The sequence below is a fragment of the Kineothrix alysoides genome (assembly GCF_000732725.1).
Lineage (GTDB): Bacteria > Bacillota > Clostridia > Lachnospirales > Lachnospiraceae > Kineothrix > Kineothrix alysoides.
In genome coordinates this window covers 747,192-764,505 of the sequence record NZ_JPNB01000001.1, presented here as the reverse complement: position 1 = coordinate 764,505, position 17,314 = coordinate 747,192, and the positions used below count along the sequence as shown (strand labels likewise).

General features: G+C 45.0%; 15 protein-coding genes. 3 read left to right on the top strand and 12 right to left on the bottom strand.

From position 1 onward, the window contains the following. Positions 1 to 26: 26 nt before the first annotated feature. Positions 27 to 1,337, bottom strand: a complete 1,311-nt coding sequence (locus CC90_RS0103675) for an MFS transporter (protein ID WP_031389472.1) — start codon at positions 1,335 to 1,337, stop codon at positions 27 to 29. Positions 1,338 to 1,638: 301 nt separating this feature from the next. Here CC90_RS0103675 and CC90_RS0103670 point away from each other — a divergent pair, with 301 nt between their 5' ends. Together CC90_RS0103670 and CC90_RS24955 are read left to right on the top strand one after the other, a co-directional pair. Then, positions 1,639 to 3,276, top strand: coding sequence for an ABC-F family ATP-binding cassette domain-containing protein (locus CC90_RS0103670; protein ID WP_031389471.1), 1,638 nt, complete (start codon positions 1,639 to 1,641; stop codon positions 3,274 to 3,276). 121 nt (positions 3,277 to 3,397) lie between these two features. After that, complete coding sequence (locus tag CC90_RS24955; RefSeq protein WP_081905857.1) at positions 3,398 to 5,113, top strand: Cof-type HAD-IIB family hydrolase; 1,716 nt, start codon at positions 3,398 to 3,400, stop codon at positions 5,111 to 5,113. Between the two features lie 80 nt (positions 5,114 to 5,193). On the opposite strand, the gene CC90_RS0103660 is transcribed toward CC90_RS24955, so the two are convergent. The 7 genes from CC90_RS0103660 to pheA all read right to left on the bottom strand — a co-directional run bounded on the left by CC90_RS0103660 (position 5,194) and on the right by pheA (position 13,147). Then, positions 5,194 to 5,457 (bottom strand): hypothetical protein, encoded by a 264-nt coding sequence (locus CC90_RS0103660; RefSeq protein ID WP_031389469.1) that lies wholly within the window; start codon positions 5,455 to 5,457, stop codon positions 5,194 to 5,196. 83 nt (positions 5,458 to 5,540) lie between these two features. Further along, positions 5,541 to 6,341, bottom strand: a complete 801-nt coding sequence (locus tag CC90_RS0103655) for an HAD family hydrolase (protein ID WP_031389468.1) — start codon at positions 6,339 to 6,341, stop codon at positions 5,541 to 5,543. Between the two features lie 15 nt (positions 6,342 to 6,356). Beyond that, a complete protein-coding gene (locus tag CC90_RS0103650) occupies positions 6,357 to 6,947 on the bottom strand; it encodes a Maf family protein (RefSeq protein ID WP_031389467.1) in 591 nt (196 codons plus the stop codon). Next, positions 6,940 to 9,084, bottom strand: a complete 2,145-nt coding sequence (locus tag CC90_RS0103645; RefSeq protein ID WP_031389466.1) for an RNA degradosome polyphosphate kinase — start codon at positions 9,082 to 9,084, stop codon at positions 6,940 to 6,942. Before CC90_RS0103645 ends, CC90_RS0103650 begins: the two co-directional genes overlap by 8 nt. A gap of 22 nt (positions 9,085 to 9,106) precedes the next feature. Further along, positions 9,107 to 10,645 carry a Ppx/GppA phosphatase family protein gene (locus CC90_RS0103640; protein ID WP_031389465.1) on the bottom strand — a complete coding sequence of 513 codons (1,539 nt, stop codon included), beginning with the start codon at positions 10,643 to 10,645 and terminating at the stop codon, positions 9,107 to 9,109. A 59-nt stretch (positions 10,646 to 10,704) separates the two neighbouring features. Continuing rightward, complete coding sequence (locus tag CC90_RS0103635) at positions 10,705 to 12,006, bottom strand: ATP-binding protein (protein ID WP_031389464.1); 1,302 nt, start codon at positions 12,004 to 12,006, stop codon at positions 10,705 to 10,707. A gap of 13 nt (positions 12,007 to 12,019) precedes the next feature. After that, positions 12,020 to 13,147: a prephenate dehydratase gene (gene pheA, locus CC90_RS0103630; RefSeq protein ID WP_031389463.1), complete on the bottom strand. Its 1,128-nt coding sequence runs from the start codon at positions 13,145 to 13,147 to the stop codon at positions 12,020 to 12,022. 212 nt (positions 13,148 to 13,359) lie between these two features. Here pheA and CC90_RS0103625 point away from each other — a divergent pair, with 212 nt between their 5' ends. Next, positions 13,360 to 14,397, top strand: coding sequence for a DUF5050 domain-containing protein (locus CC90_RS0103625; RefSeq protein WP_031389462.1), 1,038 nt, complete (start codon positions 13,360 to 13,362; stop codon positions 14,395 to 14,397). An 11-nt stretch (positions 14,398 to 14,408) separates the two neighbouring features. Here CC90_RS0103625 and folK read toward each other — a convergent pair whose 3' ends face one another. Genes folK through folE form a run of 4 tightly spaced genes read right to left on the bottom strand, consistent with a single transcriptional unit; the run spans position 14,409 to position 17,237 of the window. After that, a complete protein-coding gene (gene folK / locus CC90_RS0103620; protein ID WP_031389461.1) occupies positions 14,409 to 15,239 on the bottom strand; it encodes a 2-amino-4-hydroxy-6-hydroxymethyldihydropteridine diphosphokinase in 831 nt (276 codons plus the stop codon). A 41-nt stretch (positions 15,240 to 15,280) separates the two neighbouring features. Continuing rightward, the gene (gene folP, locus CC90_RS0103615; protein ID WP_031389460.1) at positions 15,281 to 16,123 is read right to left on the bottom strand and encodes a dihydropteroate synthase; all 843 of its coding nucleotides are present in this window, start codon (positions 16,121 to 16,123) and stop codon (positions 15,281 to 15,283) included. A gap of 14 nt (positions 16,124 to 16,137) precedes the next feature. After that, positions 16,138 to 16,638: an HD domain-containing protein gene (locus CC90_RS0103610; protein WP_330373181.1), complete on the bottom strand. Its 501-nt coding sequence runs from the start codon at positions 16,636 to 16,638 to the stop codon at positions 16,138 to 16,140. Positions 16,639 to 16,679: 41 nt separating this feature from the next. Continuing rightward, positions 16,680 to 17,237: a GTP cyclohydrolase I FolE gene (gene folE, locus CC90_RS0103605; protein ID WP_031389458.1), complete on the bottom strand. Its 558-nt coding sequence runs from the start codon at positions 17,235 to 17,237 to the stop codon at positions 16,680 to 16,682. Between the last annotated feature and the right edge of the window lie 77 nt (positions 17,238 to 17,314).

Genomic DNA, 17,314 nt, shown 5'->3' with positions numbered 1-17,314 from the left:
TTTCTGTCCTTCGTATCATTTAAAATTTAATCGTCTAAATCGAAGTTCTCCAATGCCGCCTTCTTTTTCTCCGGCTTGGAATCTCCATGGCGCACCTGCGTCATCGTAAGAAGGGCCGCCACAGAAAATAAAAACGCATATGGAAACAACGTCCTATAAGATATGCGCTCCAATAAGAAGCCTGACAGAATCGGAGTAAATATTTGCGCAGCCATAGAAAAGGTATAGTAGGTTCCCGTGAACTTGCCGATGTCACTCCCCTTACTCATCTCAACGATCATAGGATAGGAGTTCACATTGATGGCCGCCCAGCCTATACCGATAAGGGCAAAGGCTATATTGATCGCAGAATGATAGGAGCCCGCGAATATCGCTGCGAAATAGCAGGCACTCATCAGAACGATGCCCCCCATTATCGTCTTCTTACGTCCTATCCTGCTTGCAATGCTGCCGATGGGAATGTAGCTGAGTATGGCCGCCACCGTCGCTACCATCAGACAGTCCGCAAAGCCGCCTCCTTCCATGTTCCACACCACTCCCGTGTATCTGGAAAACGCGGTGGTCACCGCATTATAGGCTGCAAACCATAGAAAAATCGAAGCCAGCAGAAAAATCATGCTTCGCTTGACATCTCTGGGCATAGCTTCCTTCACAACATCCTCTTCCGACTCCTTCACCGCCGCATCGATAATCTCTCCGCTTGCGGCCTCATAAGCCTTTACCTCCGCTTCCACCAAAGCCGCAACCTTCTTCTCCCTAACGGTGAGAAACAGTATGGCGACCGCGACGAGCATGAGTCCGCCTACACTGGCAAACAGTGGGAAATAATCCGGGCGTTTACCGGAGCCTACCAGAAACTTTATCATAAGCAGCGCATAGACACCGCCTACAGCCCCCATCAGATTGATGATCGCATTCGCCTTGCTCCGCAAACGATTCGGCGTCAAATCCGGCATAAGCGCTATCGCAGGAGAACGATACAATCCCATGGAAAGCAACAACGCAAACATAATCACAAGAAATAAGATCAGGTTTTCTTCGTTGTCCGCCGCAGGAAGTACCATAAGAAAGGTTACCGCCAGCAAGGTTCCGCCCACGATGAACGGCATCCTTTTTCCTATTCTCGTATCCGCCTTGTCGGAAAGCAGTCCGAACAGCGGCAGTAAAAAGATGGCCAGCACGTTATCCATAGCCATCAGTGTACCCGTCAATGTCTCACCCAGATGAAATGTATTCTGGAGCATCAGCGGAATAATGCTGTCGTATATCTGCCAGAATCCGGATATGGACAGAAACGCCAGTCCGATCAGAACCGTTCTCCTATAATTTAATTTCATGATGTGAAATTCCTCCCTCTTTCTATGCCTTTCTACATGCTATTCCTATCATAACATGCAGTTATCCATAAATCCATGTCAAATTTATGTGAAATACGCCGGAAATATACCGCAATCCTAAGAAACCCTTGCAAAATCTTTGATTTTCTGTACAATAAGAAAGGATGAGATAATCGTTATTGTTCACTCTGTTCTCAGCAACGCATGATTTCTGCAATACAAATATTTTGCATGTTAATACGCTCTGCGAAGCAGAAATCATCTCTATTGATAAAATTAATTTTCAGAAAGGCTTATAACAATGATAAGTGCAAACAACGTAACGTTACGGATTGGAAAAAAGGCGTTATTTGAAGACGTTAATATTAAGTTTACCGAAGGAAACTGTTACGGATTGATAGGAGCCAACGGCTCCGGCAAATCCACCTTCCTCAAAATATTATCCGGCAAACTGGACACTACTAACGGGGATATCGCCATCACTCCCGGCCAGAGATTGTCGGTGCTGGAGCAGGACCATTTCAAATATGACGAATATACCGTTATGGATGTTGTCATCATGGGTAACGAGCGTCTCTATCAGATTATGAAAGAAAAAGACGCTATTTATGCAAAGGAAGATTTTTCCGATGAAGACGGTATCCGCGCCAGCGAGCTGGAAGCGGAATTCGCCGAGATGGACGGCTGGGAGGCTGAATCAAGTGCCGCTATGCTCTTAAACGGTCTCGGTATCGATACGAGCCTTCACTACTCCGTTATGGGAAGCCTGAACGGAAGTGAAAAAGTAAAGATACTTCTTGCAAAAGCTCTGTTCGGCAGTCCGGACATCCTCCTTCTCGACGAGCCTACCAACCATTTGGATCTGGATGCTATCGCATGGTTAGAGGACTTCCTGATCGACTTTGAAAATACGGTTATCGTCGTATCCCATGACCGCTATTTCCTGAATAAGGTATGTACACATACAGCAGACATCGACTACGGCAAGATTCAGCTCTATGCCGGCAACTACGATTTCTGGTACGAATCCAGCCAGCTCCTCGTCAAGCAGATGAAGGAAGCCAATAAGAAAAAGGAAGAGAAAATCAAAGAGCTTCAGGACTTTATCTCCCGTTTCTCCGCAAACGCTTCAAAATCCAAACAGGCTACCAGCAGAAAGCGCGCCCTGGAAAAAATTGAGCTGGATGACATCAAGCCCTCCAGCAGAAAATATCCTTATGTAGACTTCCGCCCCGACCGCGAAATCGGCAACGAAGTACTGATGGTAGAGGGACTTTCCAAGACCATCGACGGTGAAAAAATACTCGACAACATTTCCTTTATCGTAGGACATAACGATAAAATAGCATTTGTGGGCAGCAATGAGCTTGCGAAGACGACGTTGTTCCAGATTCTTACCGGGGAGCTGGAGCCAGATGAAGGTTCTTACCGTTGGGGCGTCACCACCTCTCAGGCGTACTTTCCCAAAGACAGCACGAAGGAATTCGACAACGATTACACCATTGTAGACTGGCTGACCGGCTACTCTCCTGTAAAAGACGTAACCTATGTGCGCGGCTTTTTAGGCCGTATGCTCTTTGCCGGAGACGACGGCGTAAAGAAAGTGAAGATTCTTTCCGGAGGTGAAAAGGTAAGGTGCCTTCTCTCCAAAATGATGATCAGCGGATCTAACTGCCTCATTTTAGATGAACCTACCAACCATTTGGACATGGAATCCATCACTGCACTCAACAACGGACTTATTAAATTCCCGGGTGTGGAATTGTTCGCCTGCCACGACCACCAATTCGTACAGACCACGGCTAACCGCATTATGGAAATCCTTCCGGGCGGACAGCTCATCGACAAAATCACTACCTACGACGAATATCTTGCCAGCGATGAAATGGCGAGAAAGCGTACCGTATATACGAATAAGAACGAAGAGGATGATAATTAAAGCCGGAATTTATTTTCGGTTTGGAAAAGGGGCTGGAAATTCAGCTCCTTTGTTTTGACATAAGGGTAATTCGCGAAGCAGTTTTTCGTTGTTTTCCCTCATAACTATAAGGAGATTTTTCATGAATATCGTAGATTTACACGTACATTCCAATAAATCGGACGGGAGCTTCTCTCCCGCCGAGCTCGTGCATCTCGCTGTCAATAAAGGCCTGTCCGCCTTTGCCCTGACCGACCACGATACTACGGACGGCCTCGCGGAAGCGATGGCGGAGGCAAAAAAGCTGCCAAAAGAAAACTCTTTGGAGGTTATTCCCGGTATCGAGCTGTCTACCGAATACGAGGGAAAGGATATTCACATTCTGGGACTGTATATCGATTATGAATCCCCATCTTTCAAGGAACAAATCAAGTCCTTCATAGATTCACGCCTTTCCCGAAACCAAAAAATGTGTGAAAACCTCAATGGTGCAGGCATCGATATTTCCTACGAAAAACTGCTGGAGGCTTTTCCCGGTTCAGTCATTACCAGAGGACATTACGCAAAATATTTATTGGAGCACGGTTATGTAAAAAGCATGAACGAAGCCTTTGACCGTTATGTAGGTGACCGTACCAAATATTTTGTCCCCAGAGAAAAAATAACACCAAAGCAGGCCGTACAATTTATTTTACAAGCGGACGGCATCCCCATTCTGGCCCACCCCATCCTTTACCACATGAGTGACACCAGACTGGACACTTTGACCCGCAAGCTGAAAGCAGCAGGACTCATGGGCATTGAAGCCGTTTACAGCACCTATAGCCATTCCGAGGAATGGAAGATACGAAAGCTCGCCGATAAGTACGATTTATGCATCAGCGGCGGCTCCGACTTCCACGGCTCCACCAAGCCTTCTCTGGAGCTGGCTACGGGATACGGAAAGCTGGTGATTCCTGAAGAGATACTGATTAACCTAAAGAAGAAAAAAAGAATGGAGTACGAATTGACAGATCAAATGAACAAAACAGACAAAATGGACAATAACAAACCGAAGATATTTTTTGTGGATTTAGACGGTACTTTACTGACAAAGGAGAAAAAAATAACTCCTGCTACGCTGGAGGCTCTGAACAAATGGACTGCTGCCGGCAACAAGCTGGCTCTTTCTTCCGGCAGGGCCATTGACAGCGTAAAAGAGGTAAAGGAATCTCTCGGCCTTTCCTTTTCCGGCATGTATCTCATCGGATGTAACGGAGGAGAAATCTACGATTGTGAAACGCAGAAAATAGTTTCCCGCATCAGTCTTTCCATGGAGCAGGTCACTCTGGTGGCAAAGACGGCGAAGGAGCAGGGAATCCACTGCCAGACCTACACGGACACCCATATCATCAGCCCTGCGGACAACGACGAACTGCATGTATATCAAAGATCCATCCACACTCCCGTTATCATCAGCGAGGACATTATGTCCCCCCTCGATAAAGAGCCGTGCAAATGCCTCGCTATCGAGATTCACGATAAAGAAAAGCTGGAACGTTTCCGTCAGTCGTTACTTCCTTTTACGGAAGGAGAGCTGAATCTTCTTTACTCTAATGACAAATACCTGGAAATCTTTCCTGCTTCCTCCGGTAAGGAGGTCGCAGTCGCAAAGCTATGCGAGCTGCTGGACATCCCCATAGAAAACACCCTCGCAGCCGGAGATGCATCCAACGACATTTCCATGATCCAGGCTGCCGGCGTAGGCATCGCCATGCTGAATGCAAAAGAAGACGTAAAAAAAGCAGCCGATATCATCACAGCCACCGACAATAATCAAGACGGACTAGCCCCCATCCTCTTGTCCTACCTACCTTAACTACCTTACGTAAACCCAAAGTGTGCCTCACAACCTTGAAGTCACACCCCCTAACCCTAATAGAAAAAAATGGAGGGGTATTACCCCTCCACAATCAAATATCTTCCGTCTCCGATATCAAACACTTCCTGCGCACTCAGGATTTCCTCTTCATCTGCGCCTTCCATATCGACACCTTCTTCGTCAAAATATTCCCATACCTCCTGCACGGAATTTACTACTACCGCCATACAATCCTCCAGAAACGCTTCCGCTTCTTCGGGAGTCTCCGCTACATTCTCGGGAAATAACTGCTTTTGCCTCTTTAGAAAGCATGCTAGTACAGCATCATCATATTCATGCATCTAAATAATCATTCCTTTCTTCACGGCCTGCAATCTTCTGGTCGCAGACACAACATATTATTTATTACCATTACTATATACTGTCATTGCTCATTTATCAAGCCTTTTACCACATGATATACACCTTTTTCCAAATAAGAAGGACAGATGTATTTTGCCGCCTTTTTCACCTCTGTTCTGGCAGTCTCCACCGCGTAGCTTTCTCCCGCCGCCCGCATCATTCCGATGTCGTTATGATTATCACCAAAGGCCATTGTTTCTTCCTTTTTTATCTGAAAGTATTCTTGAACAAAGGCCAGAGCATGCCCCTTGTCCACCGAGGCATCCATGAAATCTACCCACTCATCTCCCGCCATACAAGCTTTCACTTTATCCTGCCAGCGGGGAATCAACACGCCTTCCCCCAGTTCCCTGATGCTCTCCTTCTGATAAATAGAGACTTTAATAATCTGGGCATCCTCCTCGAGAACGTCTCGAACAAGCGTAAACTCATTACGATATCCATAGGTTATCAAATCTATGAACTCTTTATTCCTGCTTTCCAACAAAGAACCATTTGGCGTGGATACGATGATGTCACAGCTTCTGTCATATTCCCTCAGCTGTTTTATGATTTCCTCCGCATATTGCCTGTTCATGGGCGTTATGCTGATATCCTTTCCCTGATAACGGATCTGTGCGCCATTTTCAGCGATAAATACAATATCTTCATCGATGGAACGAAATACATTCTTGATGCTCTGATATTGCCTGCCGCTTGCTGCACAAAAAATGATTCCCTGCCCAATCAAAGCCTTTATAGTCCTCACTATTTCGGGATATAAATCCGGTGTGGAGTCTTTGATTAAAGTTCCATCAATATCCGACGCAATTAATTTTATCATTGTTAAACCTTACCTTTACAATAAATTTCTTGTTTTCATCTCTTGATAAAGCCTGCCTATGGGCAGTCCCACTACGTTGTTATAGTCTCCGCAGATACTTTGGATATATGCTGCGCATCCTCCCTGAATCGCATAGGAGCCCGCCTTATCCATGGGCTCACCGCTTTCCACGTAGGAGCCAATCTCTTCTGAATTCATTGCATACATGGAGACATCCGTCTTCTCATAAAAGGTATGAAATACGGCCGGCTCATCTTTTTCCTTGACGCAAATAGTCACACCGGTATACACCTGATGTACGTTACCCTGAAGTCTGCCGAGCATTTCACAAGCTTCTTCCCTGCTCTTTGGCTTTCCCATTACTGTATCCATAAAGGATACCACCGTATCTGCTCCAATAACCGCGAATCCTGCCTCGCCCCGTTTTGTAAGCAGGCTGCATACCTCCTCTGCCTTCTGATAAGACAACTCCTGAACAATTTCACAGGGCAGGCTCTTCGTCGTTTTTTCTTCCCTTTCGCTCGGAATCACTTCATATTCCATGCCGATTTGCTTTAACAGCTCTTTTCTTCTCGGCGATGCCGATGCTAATATTATTTTATTCATGGTGAGTCTCCGGTATAAATACGCGGTCGTCCGCCGCTGTTTTTTCTTCCTGCGCCCGGGCAAGAGCCTCCAGGGCGAATTCCTTCTGGGAATTATAAATCGCCTTTCCTCTTTTATCTACCTTTTCATAACTTCCGTCGGGTTGTAATATATGCGCTTTTACCGTGTCCATAAGCTCGCCCTCCAGAATATGCACTAATTTCTCCTTCAGTTCATGACGCTCCACGGGAAAAAGAATCTCCACCCTGCGTTCCAGATTGCGGGGCATCCAATCCGCACTGCCGCAATAAATCTCTTTATTGCCGCCGTTTTCAAAGTAAAATATCCTGCTGTGTTCCAAGAAATTTCCTATGATGGAGCGCACGCTAATATGGTCGCTTACCCCCGGAATTCCAACCTTAAGGCTGCAAATGCCGCGGATAATGAGTTCTATCTGCACTCCCGCTGCATTAGCCTCATACAGAGCCTCTATAATATCCTTATCGCACAAGGAATTCATCTTTGCAATAATGCGGGCAGGCCGTCCCTCTCTCGCATATTTCGCTTCTCTGCTTATGAGATACAGAAATCTGTCCTTCAGCCAAAGGGGCGCTAACGACAGCTTTTTCCAGGTGCGCGGCTCCGAGTAGCCTGACAGCATATTGAATACAGCGGTAGCATCCTGTCCGATTTCCTCACTGCAGGTGAACATGCCGATATCCGTATAGAGCTTTGCCGTAGCATCGTTGTAATTGCCCGTTCCAAGATGTACATACCTTTGGATGCCGTCCTCTTCCTGCCTTACCACAAGGGTTATCTTGCTGTGGGTTTTCAAGCCAACGAGACCATAGATGACATGACACCCCGCTTTTTCCAGCATCTTCGCCCAGACAATGTTATTTTCCTCGTCAAAACGCGCTTTCAGTTCTACCAGCACAGACACCTGCTTTCCATTCTCCGCCGCCTGGGCTAACGCCGCAATAATCGGCGAATTGCCGCTGACACGGTAAAGCGTCTGCTTAATGGCAAGCACCTCAGGGTCCCTCGCCGCCTGCCTTATAAAATTCACTACCGGAGCAAATGTCTGATACGGATGATGCAACAGAATATCGCCTTCCCGTATCTTTTCAAAAATGTCACACTCCGCCGGAAGCTCCGGCACCGGTTGGGGCTGCTCATAACCGGACTCCTTCAGATGGTCGAAACCATCAAGACCATACATCTTCATAAGAAACGTTAAATCCAAAGGACCATCTATCTGGTAAATGTCTTCCTCCATAATGGAAAGTTCATTGCCGATCAAACGCAGGAGGCGCTTGTCGATGCCGCTTTCCACTTCCAGACGAATGGCTTGTCCCCACTGCCTTTTTTTAAGCTGCTTCTCTATTTCCTTCAGTAAATCCTCCGCCTCATCCTCCTCTATGCTCAAATCAGCATTTCGCATGATGCGAAAAGGGTAAACGCAGACGATATTATAATTCAAAAACAGCCTTTCTATATTTCTTTCGATGATTTCTTCTAAGAGAATCACCGTTTTTTCCTTTTCATCCTCTACTTTCAGGGGCACAATCCTGGGAAGCACGCTAGGCACCTGAACCGTAGCGAATTCCAACTCCTCTTCCCCATCTTTTTTTCTTACCAGGGCTCCAAGATTCAAGGACTTATTGCGAATCAAAGGAAAGGGTCTGGAAGAATCCACCGCCATAGGGGTAAGAACCGGATATACGTTTTCCATAAAATACTTATCCGCATATTCCGCCTCCTTTACCGTCATGTCTTCATGATGCTCTATAATGCGAAGACCATTTTGCAATAGGAGGGGCACCAGCGAACGCTTATATGTAGAATATTGAAGGTTTACCAGCTCATGGGTAGCCTCGTTCAGCCTTTGAAGCTGCTCTGCCGGCGTCATTCCCGAAAGGTCGGGCTTGGTATAACCCGCATTTACCATATCCTTTAAAGAAGCGACCCGTACCATAAAAAATTCGTCCAAATTAGAGGCCGTAATGCTCAAAAATTTCAGCCTCTCAAAAAGTGGATTCTGCTTGTCTCTGGCTTCGCTGAGCACTCGTTTATTAAAAAGTATCCAACTCATTTCCCGGTTCATGTAGTTATTATAATCCGCAGCCTTTTTCTTTTCACTTTCCCTGCCGTTCATAAATTCCTCCGCTTGTTTATTCTTATAAGCTTCTTCTTTGCTTGATCATCGGTCTGACGCTGTATACCTCCTCGAAAAACTCAGCTCCGCCGCTGAACATTCCTTTCTCCAGCGTGATATCATCGTTGGTGTCCACCGTAATCGTCAGTACGTCGTCCTTGAGAACCGCCTTAACGTCCTTAAACTTCTGCTTATGGCTTCGGTCTAAACCATTGGCTACCCGGAGTATGGCGGTCAGCTTGGCCATTTTTAAGTAGATCTCTCTGCTAAGCTCTGATTCTTTCCCCATTTCCGTATAATATACGAACTCCGAATGATTATATTTCACCACATTTGCCACAATTTCCCGTTCCTCATGGGAAAGGCCTATAATTTCCGTCGCCATGATGATGCTGTAGGAACACTCTCCCAGGTTCACCATACTTATATATTTTCCGCAATCATGCAAAAGCGTAGCAATTCTAAGCAGCAACCGGTCTCTCTTTTCAAGTCCATGCACCTTCTTCATGCTGTCGAATACGGTGAGCGCTATTTTTTCCAGGGTTTCTCCCCGTTTTCTGCTTCCCATATATCTCTTGCTGATATTTCGCGCGCAGGCGATGATGTCCTGTTCAAAATCGTGCTCCGGCAGGACGATTTTATTGTTCTGCGCATATTCATAAGCGATACCGTCGCACAACGTCACTCCGGGAGCCCAGAGCAGCTCCGCATTCATTACCTCTATCATTCTTTTCAGTAAAATACTGGAAATATAAAGCAGTGTAATATTCTCCTCCGGCATATCGAAGAGCTTTGTCAGCTCCTGCACCGTTTTTTCCCGGAATACCTCGAGAAATTGCTCGAAATTCTTCGCATTCACGTATCCGCTCACTCTTTCCGAAAAGAGCCTTTTTTGTACTAACGTGGAAATATAATCGTCCACGATAATGATGTTATTGATTTCGCGCTCCTTTAAATACAGCTTTTTAAAGACTGAAAGCTGAGCGTTTACAAGTTCCTCTATCAGCGCCTCGTACTGTCCTCTTCCTGCCCCTAACTGGTTCATATAATCCCTTAGGCGAAGCACGCCCAGACGAAGATTCTGAGTCGCCACAAGCGCGTCCTTATCGAAAAGGGAAATCTGGATGCTGCCGCCTCCGATGTCCGCGATGACCGTTCCCTTTTCAATGAACTTGTTGAAATCCTCTCCCATAAAGGCGATGGATTTATAATCCAAAAAGCGCTGCTCCGAATTGCTCAGCACCTCAATATCGATGCCTGTCCGCTGACGGATCTGGTCGAGAACGATAATCGCATTTTCCGACTCCCTTATCGCGCTGGTACCATATGCCTTATACTCCGACACTTTGTAGGATTTCATGATTTTCGTATATTCATTCAGATAATGGCACAATTCATCCACTTTATCGTTCGCCATTTTTCCTACGGCATATGTCCCCGTTCCTAAATCGATACGATGTCTGATATGATCGACCTCTTTCATTCCGTCTTTTGCCGATATTTCAAATATTTTCATGGATAACTCAAAGGAACCTACGTCTATTGCCGCAAATGTTTTCATATCGAAAGCCATCCTCCCTTTTTATCTTTTGGCATGTAACATAGAAATACTGTGCCGGCTTAAAATTTCTTTTCACGCTTCCCGAGCAGGTAGTCGATAAACTGCTGGGCAGTACGTCCTGAAAGCCCGCCGTGGGAAAGCTCCCATTTGTTCGCTTCCAATAAAAGCTCCTCTTCCGGCATCGTAATTTTATAACGACTCGCCAGCCGCCTTACAATTTCCTGAAATTCTTTTTTATCCGGCGAGCAGAAGAAAATCGTCACTCCGAACCGGTAAACGAGAGACAGCTTTTCCTGAACCGTATCGCTGGCGTGGAGCTGATCCCTGCGCCCCTCCTTATCAGCAAAGGTCTCCTTTATCAAATGCCTTCTGTTGGAGGTGGCGTATATGAGCACATTATCGGGTTTCTTCTCCAGTCCGCCTTCTATTACCGCTTTCAGGTATTTGTATTCGATTTCAAATTCTTCGAAGCTTAGATCATCCATGTAAATAATGAACTTATAATTGCGATTTTTAATCCGAGCGATCACATCGTTCAAATCCTGAAACTGATGCTTATACACCTCAATAACGCGTAGCCCTCTGTCGTAATATTCGTTGGCAATCGCCTTAATGCTGGAGGATTTACCGGTGCCTGCATCGCCGAACAACAGGCAGTTATTGGCCTTTCTTCCTTCCACGAAGGCCTCCGTATTCTCTATCAGCTTCTGCTTGGGAAGCTCATAGCCGATCAAATCGTCCAAATATACATGGGCGATGTTCAATATCGGAACGATAGAGACCCCGTCCTCGTCATGAAATACGCGGAATGATTTATGTAAACCGAACTTTCCTACTCCATATTCCTTATAGAATTCCGTAAGGGTTGCCTTCATTTCCTCTGGAGAATCGTTCTGTGTGAATTTCACCGCAAGAGTGCAGATACTTTTGCAAATTCGTTCGTTATATACCTTGCTTTCCTGCTCGCAGCCGTCGTAAGAAAGAATGAGAGAAAAGGCCTCCACTCCCAGAAGCTCCATCATACCGGAAAAGTCGAAGTCATAAAACTCCTTAAATATCACGATGTCATGGAGAGCAGCCTGATTAATGGTTCCTCCTACCTCTCCTCTTATTTCACATGCCTTGCTGTAGCTGTTTTCGTTGTTCACAAGAAGGTTGGTCAGATAGCAATGCCATAGATTTCCATAAAATCCATGATGCCCCGCCAAGTCGATGAGACGGTGCATACAGTCATACAAAAGAGACCTTTTGTCCTCTATATTGAAAAAATCATCGTTATAATGGCTCATCAGCCATGCCATATCATAAAGCAGGGCTTCATCACCGAAGCCTTTGTATACAATCAGTTCGTTTTCCCGCATTGTCATCCTACCTCTAATAGTTTCCTAAAATTTTCATATTTCTCGCCTCATCCCTAAGGCCCCTTAAAGCATTCTTCACCGCGCTGTCCGCAAGGTTGCCGTCAAAATCGATAAAAAACCTGTATTCCCAATTACGGTCGGGGGTGGGACGGCTTTCTATTTTATTCATGTTGAGATTATTATAAATGAAATGTGACAGCATATGATAGAGGGAGCCGCTTTCGTGAGGCACCTCGAAACAAATGCTTACCTTCTTGGCGTCTTTTAAGAATATTTTCTGATTGGTCACGATAATAAAACGGGTTGAATTCGTGCTGGAGTGGTTGATTCCCTTTTCCAATATCTCAAGTCCATATGTCTCCGCAGCATAAGCACTGGCGATAGCCGCCTGTGTGTTATCCTTATCTTCAGACACCTTTTTCGCCGCAAAGGCGTTATTGTTCATGCTGATCTGCTTCCAGGCCGCATGCTCCTGAAGATATTTGGAGCTTTGCATCAGTGACTGCGGATGGGAATAAACGGTCTTAATGTCTTCAAGCTTCGTTCCCGGAGCTGCCATCAGGCAGTGCTCGATCTTTATAATCTGTTCGCCTACGATATAGTTCTCGAATTCCACAAGCATATCGTAAATCTCACTTACGATACCTGCGGTGGAATTCTCGATGGGAAGCACTGCATAGTCCGCGCTGCCTTCATCGATGGCTATCATGGCATCTCTAAAAGTTTCTACATGGAAATTATTGACGTCTTTTCCGAAATACTGCTTCATAGCCGCCTGCGTATAGGCTCCTTCAGCACCGGGGAATACCACTCTCGCATCTTCCAGACTCAAACGGTCCATCCCGATAAACGGCAGCCTTCCTATGCTTCCTTTTTCCGTCAGCATCTGGTATTGCAGCTTGCGGCTCATGGACATAATCTGCTCGAACAGCTCCTCGACCCCATGACTGTTGAATTCATTGTGAGTCATGGACTTCACGCTGCGAATCTTCTGCGCCTCGCGTTCCTTATCGAAAACTTTTTTGCCCGTCTCGATTTTATATTCCGCTACTTGTCTGGATATCTCCATTCTCTGTTCATACAGCTCTACGATTTGTCCATCAATAGCGTCTATTTGTTCTCTTAATTTCGTCAAATCCATACTGCCGGTTCCTTTCATATCTTACTTTTTACCTACATTTTACTTATGCTTTACCGCAGTTTACGCTCATTTGAGCCTACGGAATTACTCATAATTTATCAAATTTTATCTTATAACAAATCCTACTTGATAGCAAGTAAATTAACGGCTATAATTTCAGTAAATAATTGCGAAACGTGAGAAAAATCCCGAAAGGAGTATTATAAACACTTATGAAATCGAAGAGAGGAACTATGATAGCTGTAGCAGCCATATGCTTTATCTTCCTGACCGTCCTTGGCTTTACACTCCTATCCCAGAGAGTGGAATTCAACGAAGGCAGCGTGACCGGCAATACCGCGGGCAATTTGAATAACGGGGGCCTTTTTTGCGAGGCGGATGGAGTTGTTTATTTCTCCAATCCTTACGATGAAGGACGTCTGTATTCCATGACGCCGGAAGAAACACGGCTAAAGAGGCTCACCCCGTCAAAGGCTACTTCCATCAACGCAGATTCACATTATCTTTATTATTATATGGATAGCGTGGCGGAGGACGAGAAGCTTAGCTACATGCACTTTCACGGCATTTATAGAAGCAAGCTTAATGGACAGGACACCCAATGCCTGAAACGTAATTACGCCATTACATTACAACTTTGCGGAAATTACCTATATTATCAGAGCTTCGACAACAATAATAAAAACGGCACCGAGCTTTATAAGATAAAAATAGATAAATCGGAGGATGTCAGAATTGCAGATTATAACATCAATCCTGCATGTTGTGAAGAGGGTCTCATTTATTTTAACGGAACAAAGGTCAATCATTATTTGTATGCATTAAATACGGAGAATGATTCCATTTCCGTTGTCTGGGACGGTAATGTATGGAATCCCGTCCATGAAGAAGGCTACGTTTATTATATGGATGTTTCCCACGATTACAGACTTTGCCGTTACTCCCTTTCGGCAAAGACCGAGGAGGTTCTGACCGAGGACCGCATCGACTTTTTCAACATATATGACGGCATCATCTATTACCAAAAAAGCTCCCGGAGCGAACCTGCACTGAAACGGATGCAGACGGACGGGAGCAACGTGGAAATCGTCGCAGAGGGCGTTTATAAAAATATTAATATCACTTCTAACTATGTATATTTTTCTGCCTTCGGCTCCGAGGTTCCGGTTTATAAGACTCCTACTGCCGGAGGTATCAACGTGACTACCTTCGACAGCGCCATGGAAGCCGCACTGTCTGAAAACGACTAGGACAATTGCTTTTATTTTTGCAGCTCCTTTAACAGAGCACTTACGGTCTTATGCCGCAAGGGATGCCAGATATAAGGATCTATCTGAGCCAGCGGAACAAGAACGAAATCACGATTCTGCATATCTTTATGCGGTATGGTAATCTTATCGGTTGACATAACAATATCATCATAAAAGATAATATCCAAATCTAAAGTACGGTCTCCCCAATGGACCGTTCTCTCCCTTCCCGCATTTTCTTCTAAAGTATGAAGGTAATCAAGCAACTCTTCAGGCGTAAATAAGGTCTCCGCTTCCAGTGCTCCGTTTAAGAATTCTTCCTTTGCGGTTCCTCCGTAGGGCGCTGTCCGGATTATATCCGATACTCTTTTCACACGGATTTTGGGTTCCTCTCTCATGGACGCTATTGCACCTTCTATATATTCTTCCCTCTTTCCCATGCTGGAACCCAAGGCAAGGTAAATGGTATGCCATCCTCTTCTGATCTTTACCGATACGGATTCGAAAGGTAAGCCTACGGGAGCATACGGTTTGCGGACCTCCAATTTTATTTCTCTTATGAGCGGAAAGGAAAGAAGGACCTCTTGTGCCATATTTTCCGCCACGGATTCTATCAGTTTATATGTATGACTTTTCATGTAATCGTTCATAAAATGGCATACTTCGCCATAATTTACCGATAGCAACAAGTCATCCTTCTGACCCGCTTTTCTCGTTTCTATATATAAGGCTGCATTTATGTAAAAGTTCTGTCCATTTTGCGTCTCTTCCGGATATACCCCGTGATGGGCAAATACTTCGAGATTTTCTATTTTAATTTCATCCGAATATTTATTTTCCATTATTATTCCCATGCTCCTTTCAAAACTATCTCCTCTTCTTTCTAAATACCGCTGTGAAGGATCGCTTCTGCCATACGGATAGCTCTTACATTCTCTTTGATATCATGTACCCTGACAAAGGTACAGCCTTTGATAACCGCAAATACCGTAGTAACAAGTGTTCCTTCCACTCTTTGGTCCGCCGGGAGATTCAAAGTCAGCCCTATTACCGACTTTCTGCTCGTTCCAAGAAGTATCGGATAATCAAATACTTTTAATTCTTCCAGACAATGAATAATCTCCAGATTATTCTCGTAGGTTTTGCCGAAGCCCACTCCCGGATCGAGAATGATTTTCTCGTCAGCAATACCGGCTTTATTGGCAATGTGAATCGTCTCTGCCAAATCGGCAGCTACATCCTGCATATAGTCGTTATAATCCGGTTCTTTCCGGTTGTGCATCAGACAGCAGGGAAGTCCGCTCTCTGCTATTACTTTCGCCATATCCTTATCATATTTCAGTCCCCATATATCATTGATCAGATCAGCTCCCGCTTTTATCCCGGCAAACGCGACTTTGCTTTTATAGGTGTCTAACGATACCGGAATATCGAATCGGCTCTTTACCGCTTCCACTACCGGGACTGCCCGTTCAATTTCTTCTTCATCGGAAAGCTGTATATGACCGGGCCTGGTCGATTCGCCGCCGATATCTATGATATCCGCCCCCTCCGAAATCATTTCCTCCACATGCTTTAAGGCTTTATCGATTTCATTAAATTTTCCGCCATCAGAAAAGGAATCCGGCGTTACGTTAAGGATTCCCATTACATAGGTATGTTTATTTACTTCAAAATCCCTGTTTCCTATTCTGAATTTTCTAAAGCCTTTTATTTTGTCTTCCATCTTTTGCCCTCCCTTTACCATACCAAACGCATATTTTTCTTATCATTCTTCCAGTTACATTTCTTCTCGGCCTTGCAGGCAAAGCAACTTCTGCTCAGCTTGTCCGCACGGTACAGCAACCCGTCCAATCCCGGCTCCGAAGACGATTGTACCTTTCTATGACTTTCAATCGCATTTAAAATAACACTTGTTTCTTTATCATCAAAGCCGCAATCTGCGAGGATAGGAGCCGCCAACGCAGCACTTGCCTCTTCGTGAGGCGTCCCATCCTTATATTGAACATGTCTTCCTATATCATGAAGCAGCGCAGCAGCATATATCCAGTCTTTCTCCACCTGCTGCCCTTCCCTCAGATTCAATATCTCAGCAATTCTCGCCACATCGAGAAAATGAGCCATATCATGGCGGCAGAACTCTCTTTCGATTTCCGCTTCCTCATTTAAGCGAACGTTCTCTTTATAGAAATCGTGTTCCAATATTTTGTTAATTCTGTCTATTCTTTCATTTTCCATCATTTTAAGGCTCTCGTTCTTATATCAGTTTACATAATCCCATTCTATTGTTTTATCATCTGAAAAAAGATATTCTGCAATCTTTCATTCTCCTCAAAAGCCCCTCGCGTTACAAAGGTTACTGTCTTGCTGCCCGGTTTTTTTACGCCGCGCATCGTCATGCACATATGCTCCGCCTCTATCATGACCATTACCCCCTGAGGGTTCAGATATTCCATAATTGCATCCGCTATCTGCGCGGTCATCTGCTCCTGTATCTGCAGACGTTTTGCATATACCTCAACTGTCCGTGCCAATTTGGAAATTCCTGTCACTTTTCCGTCAGGAATATATGCCACATGTGCCTTTCCATAAAAGGGCATCATATGGTGCTCGCAAGTGGAATAGAATACAATATCTTTTTCTATTACCATTTCATTATTTTCTGCTGTAAAGGTTTTTGTCAGATGTTCTGCCGCATTCTCTTCCATGCCGCCGAATATCTCCTCATACATCCTCGCTATCCGGTCCGGTGTATCGGCAATTCCTTCCCGCGTCACATCCTCGCCAATCCCTTCCAAAAGCAATCTGACACCCTCTTCAATTTTTTTCCTATTTACCATTTGTATCGCTCCTAATCGTGTCAAGTTATTGACAGATTTTTTTATTTTTTATGCTTTACCGGAACAAAAATGTGCTT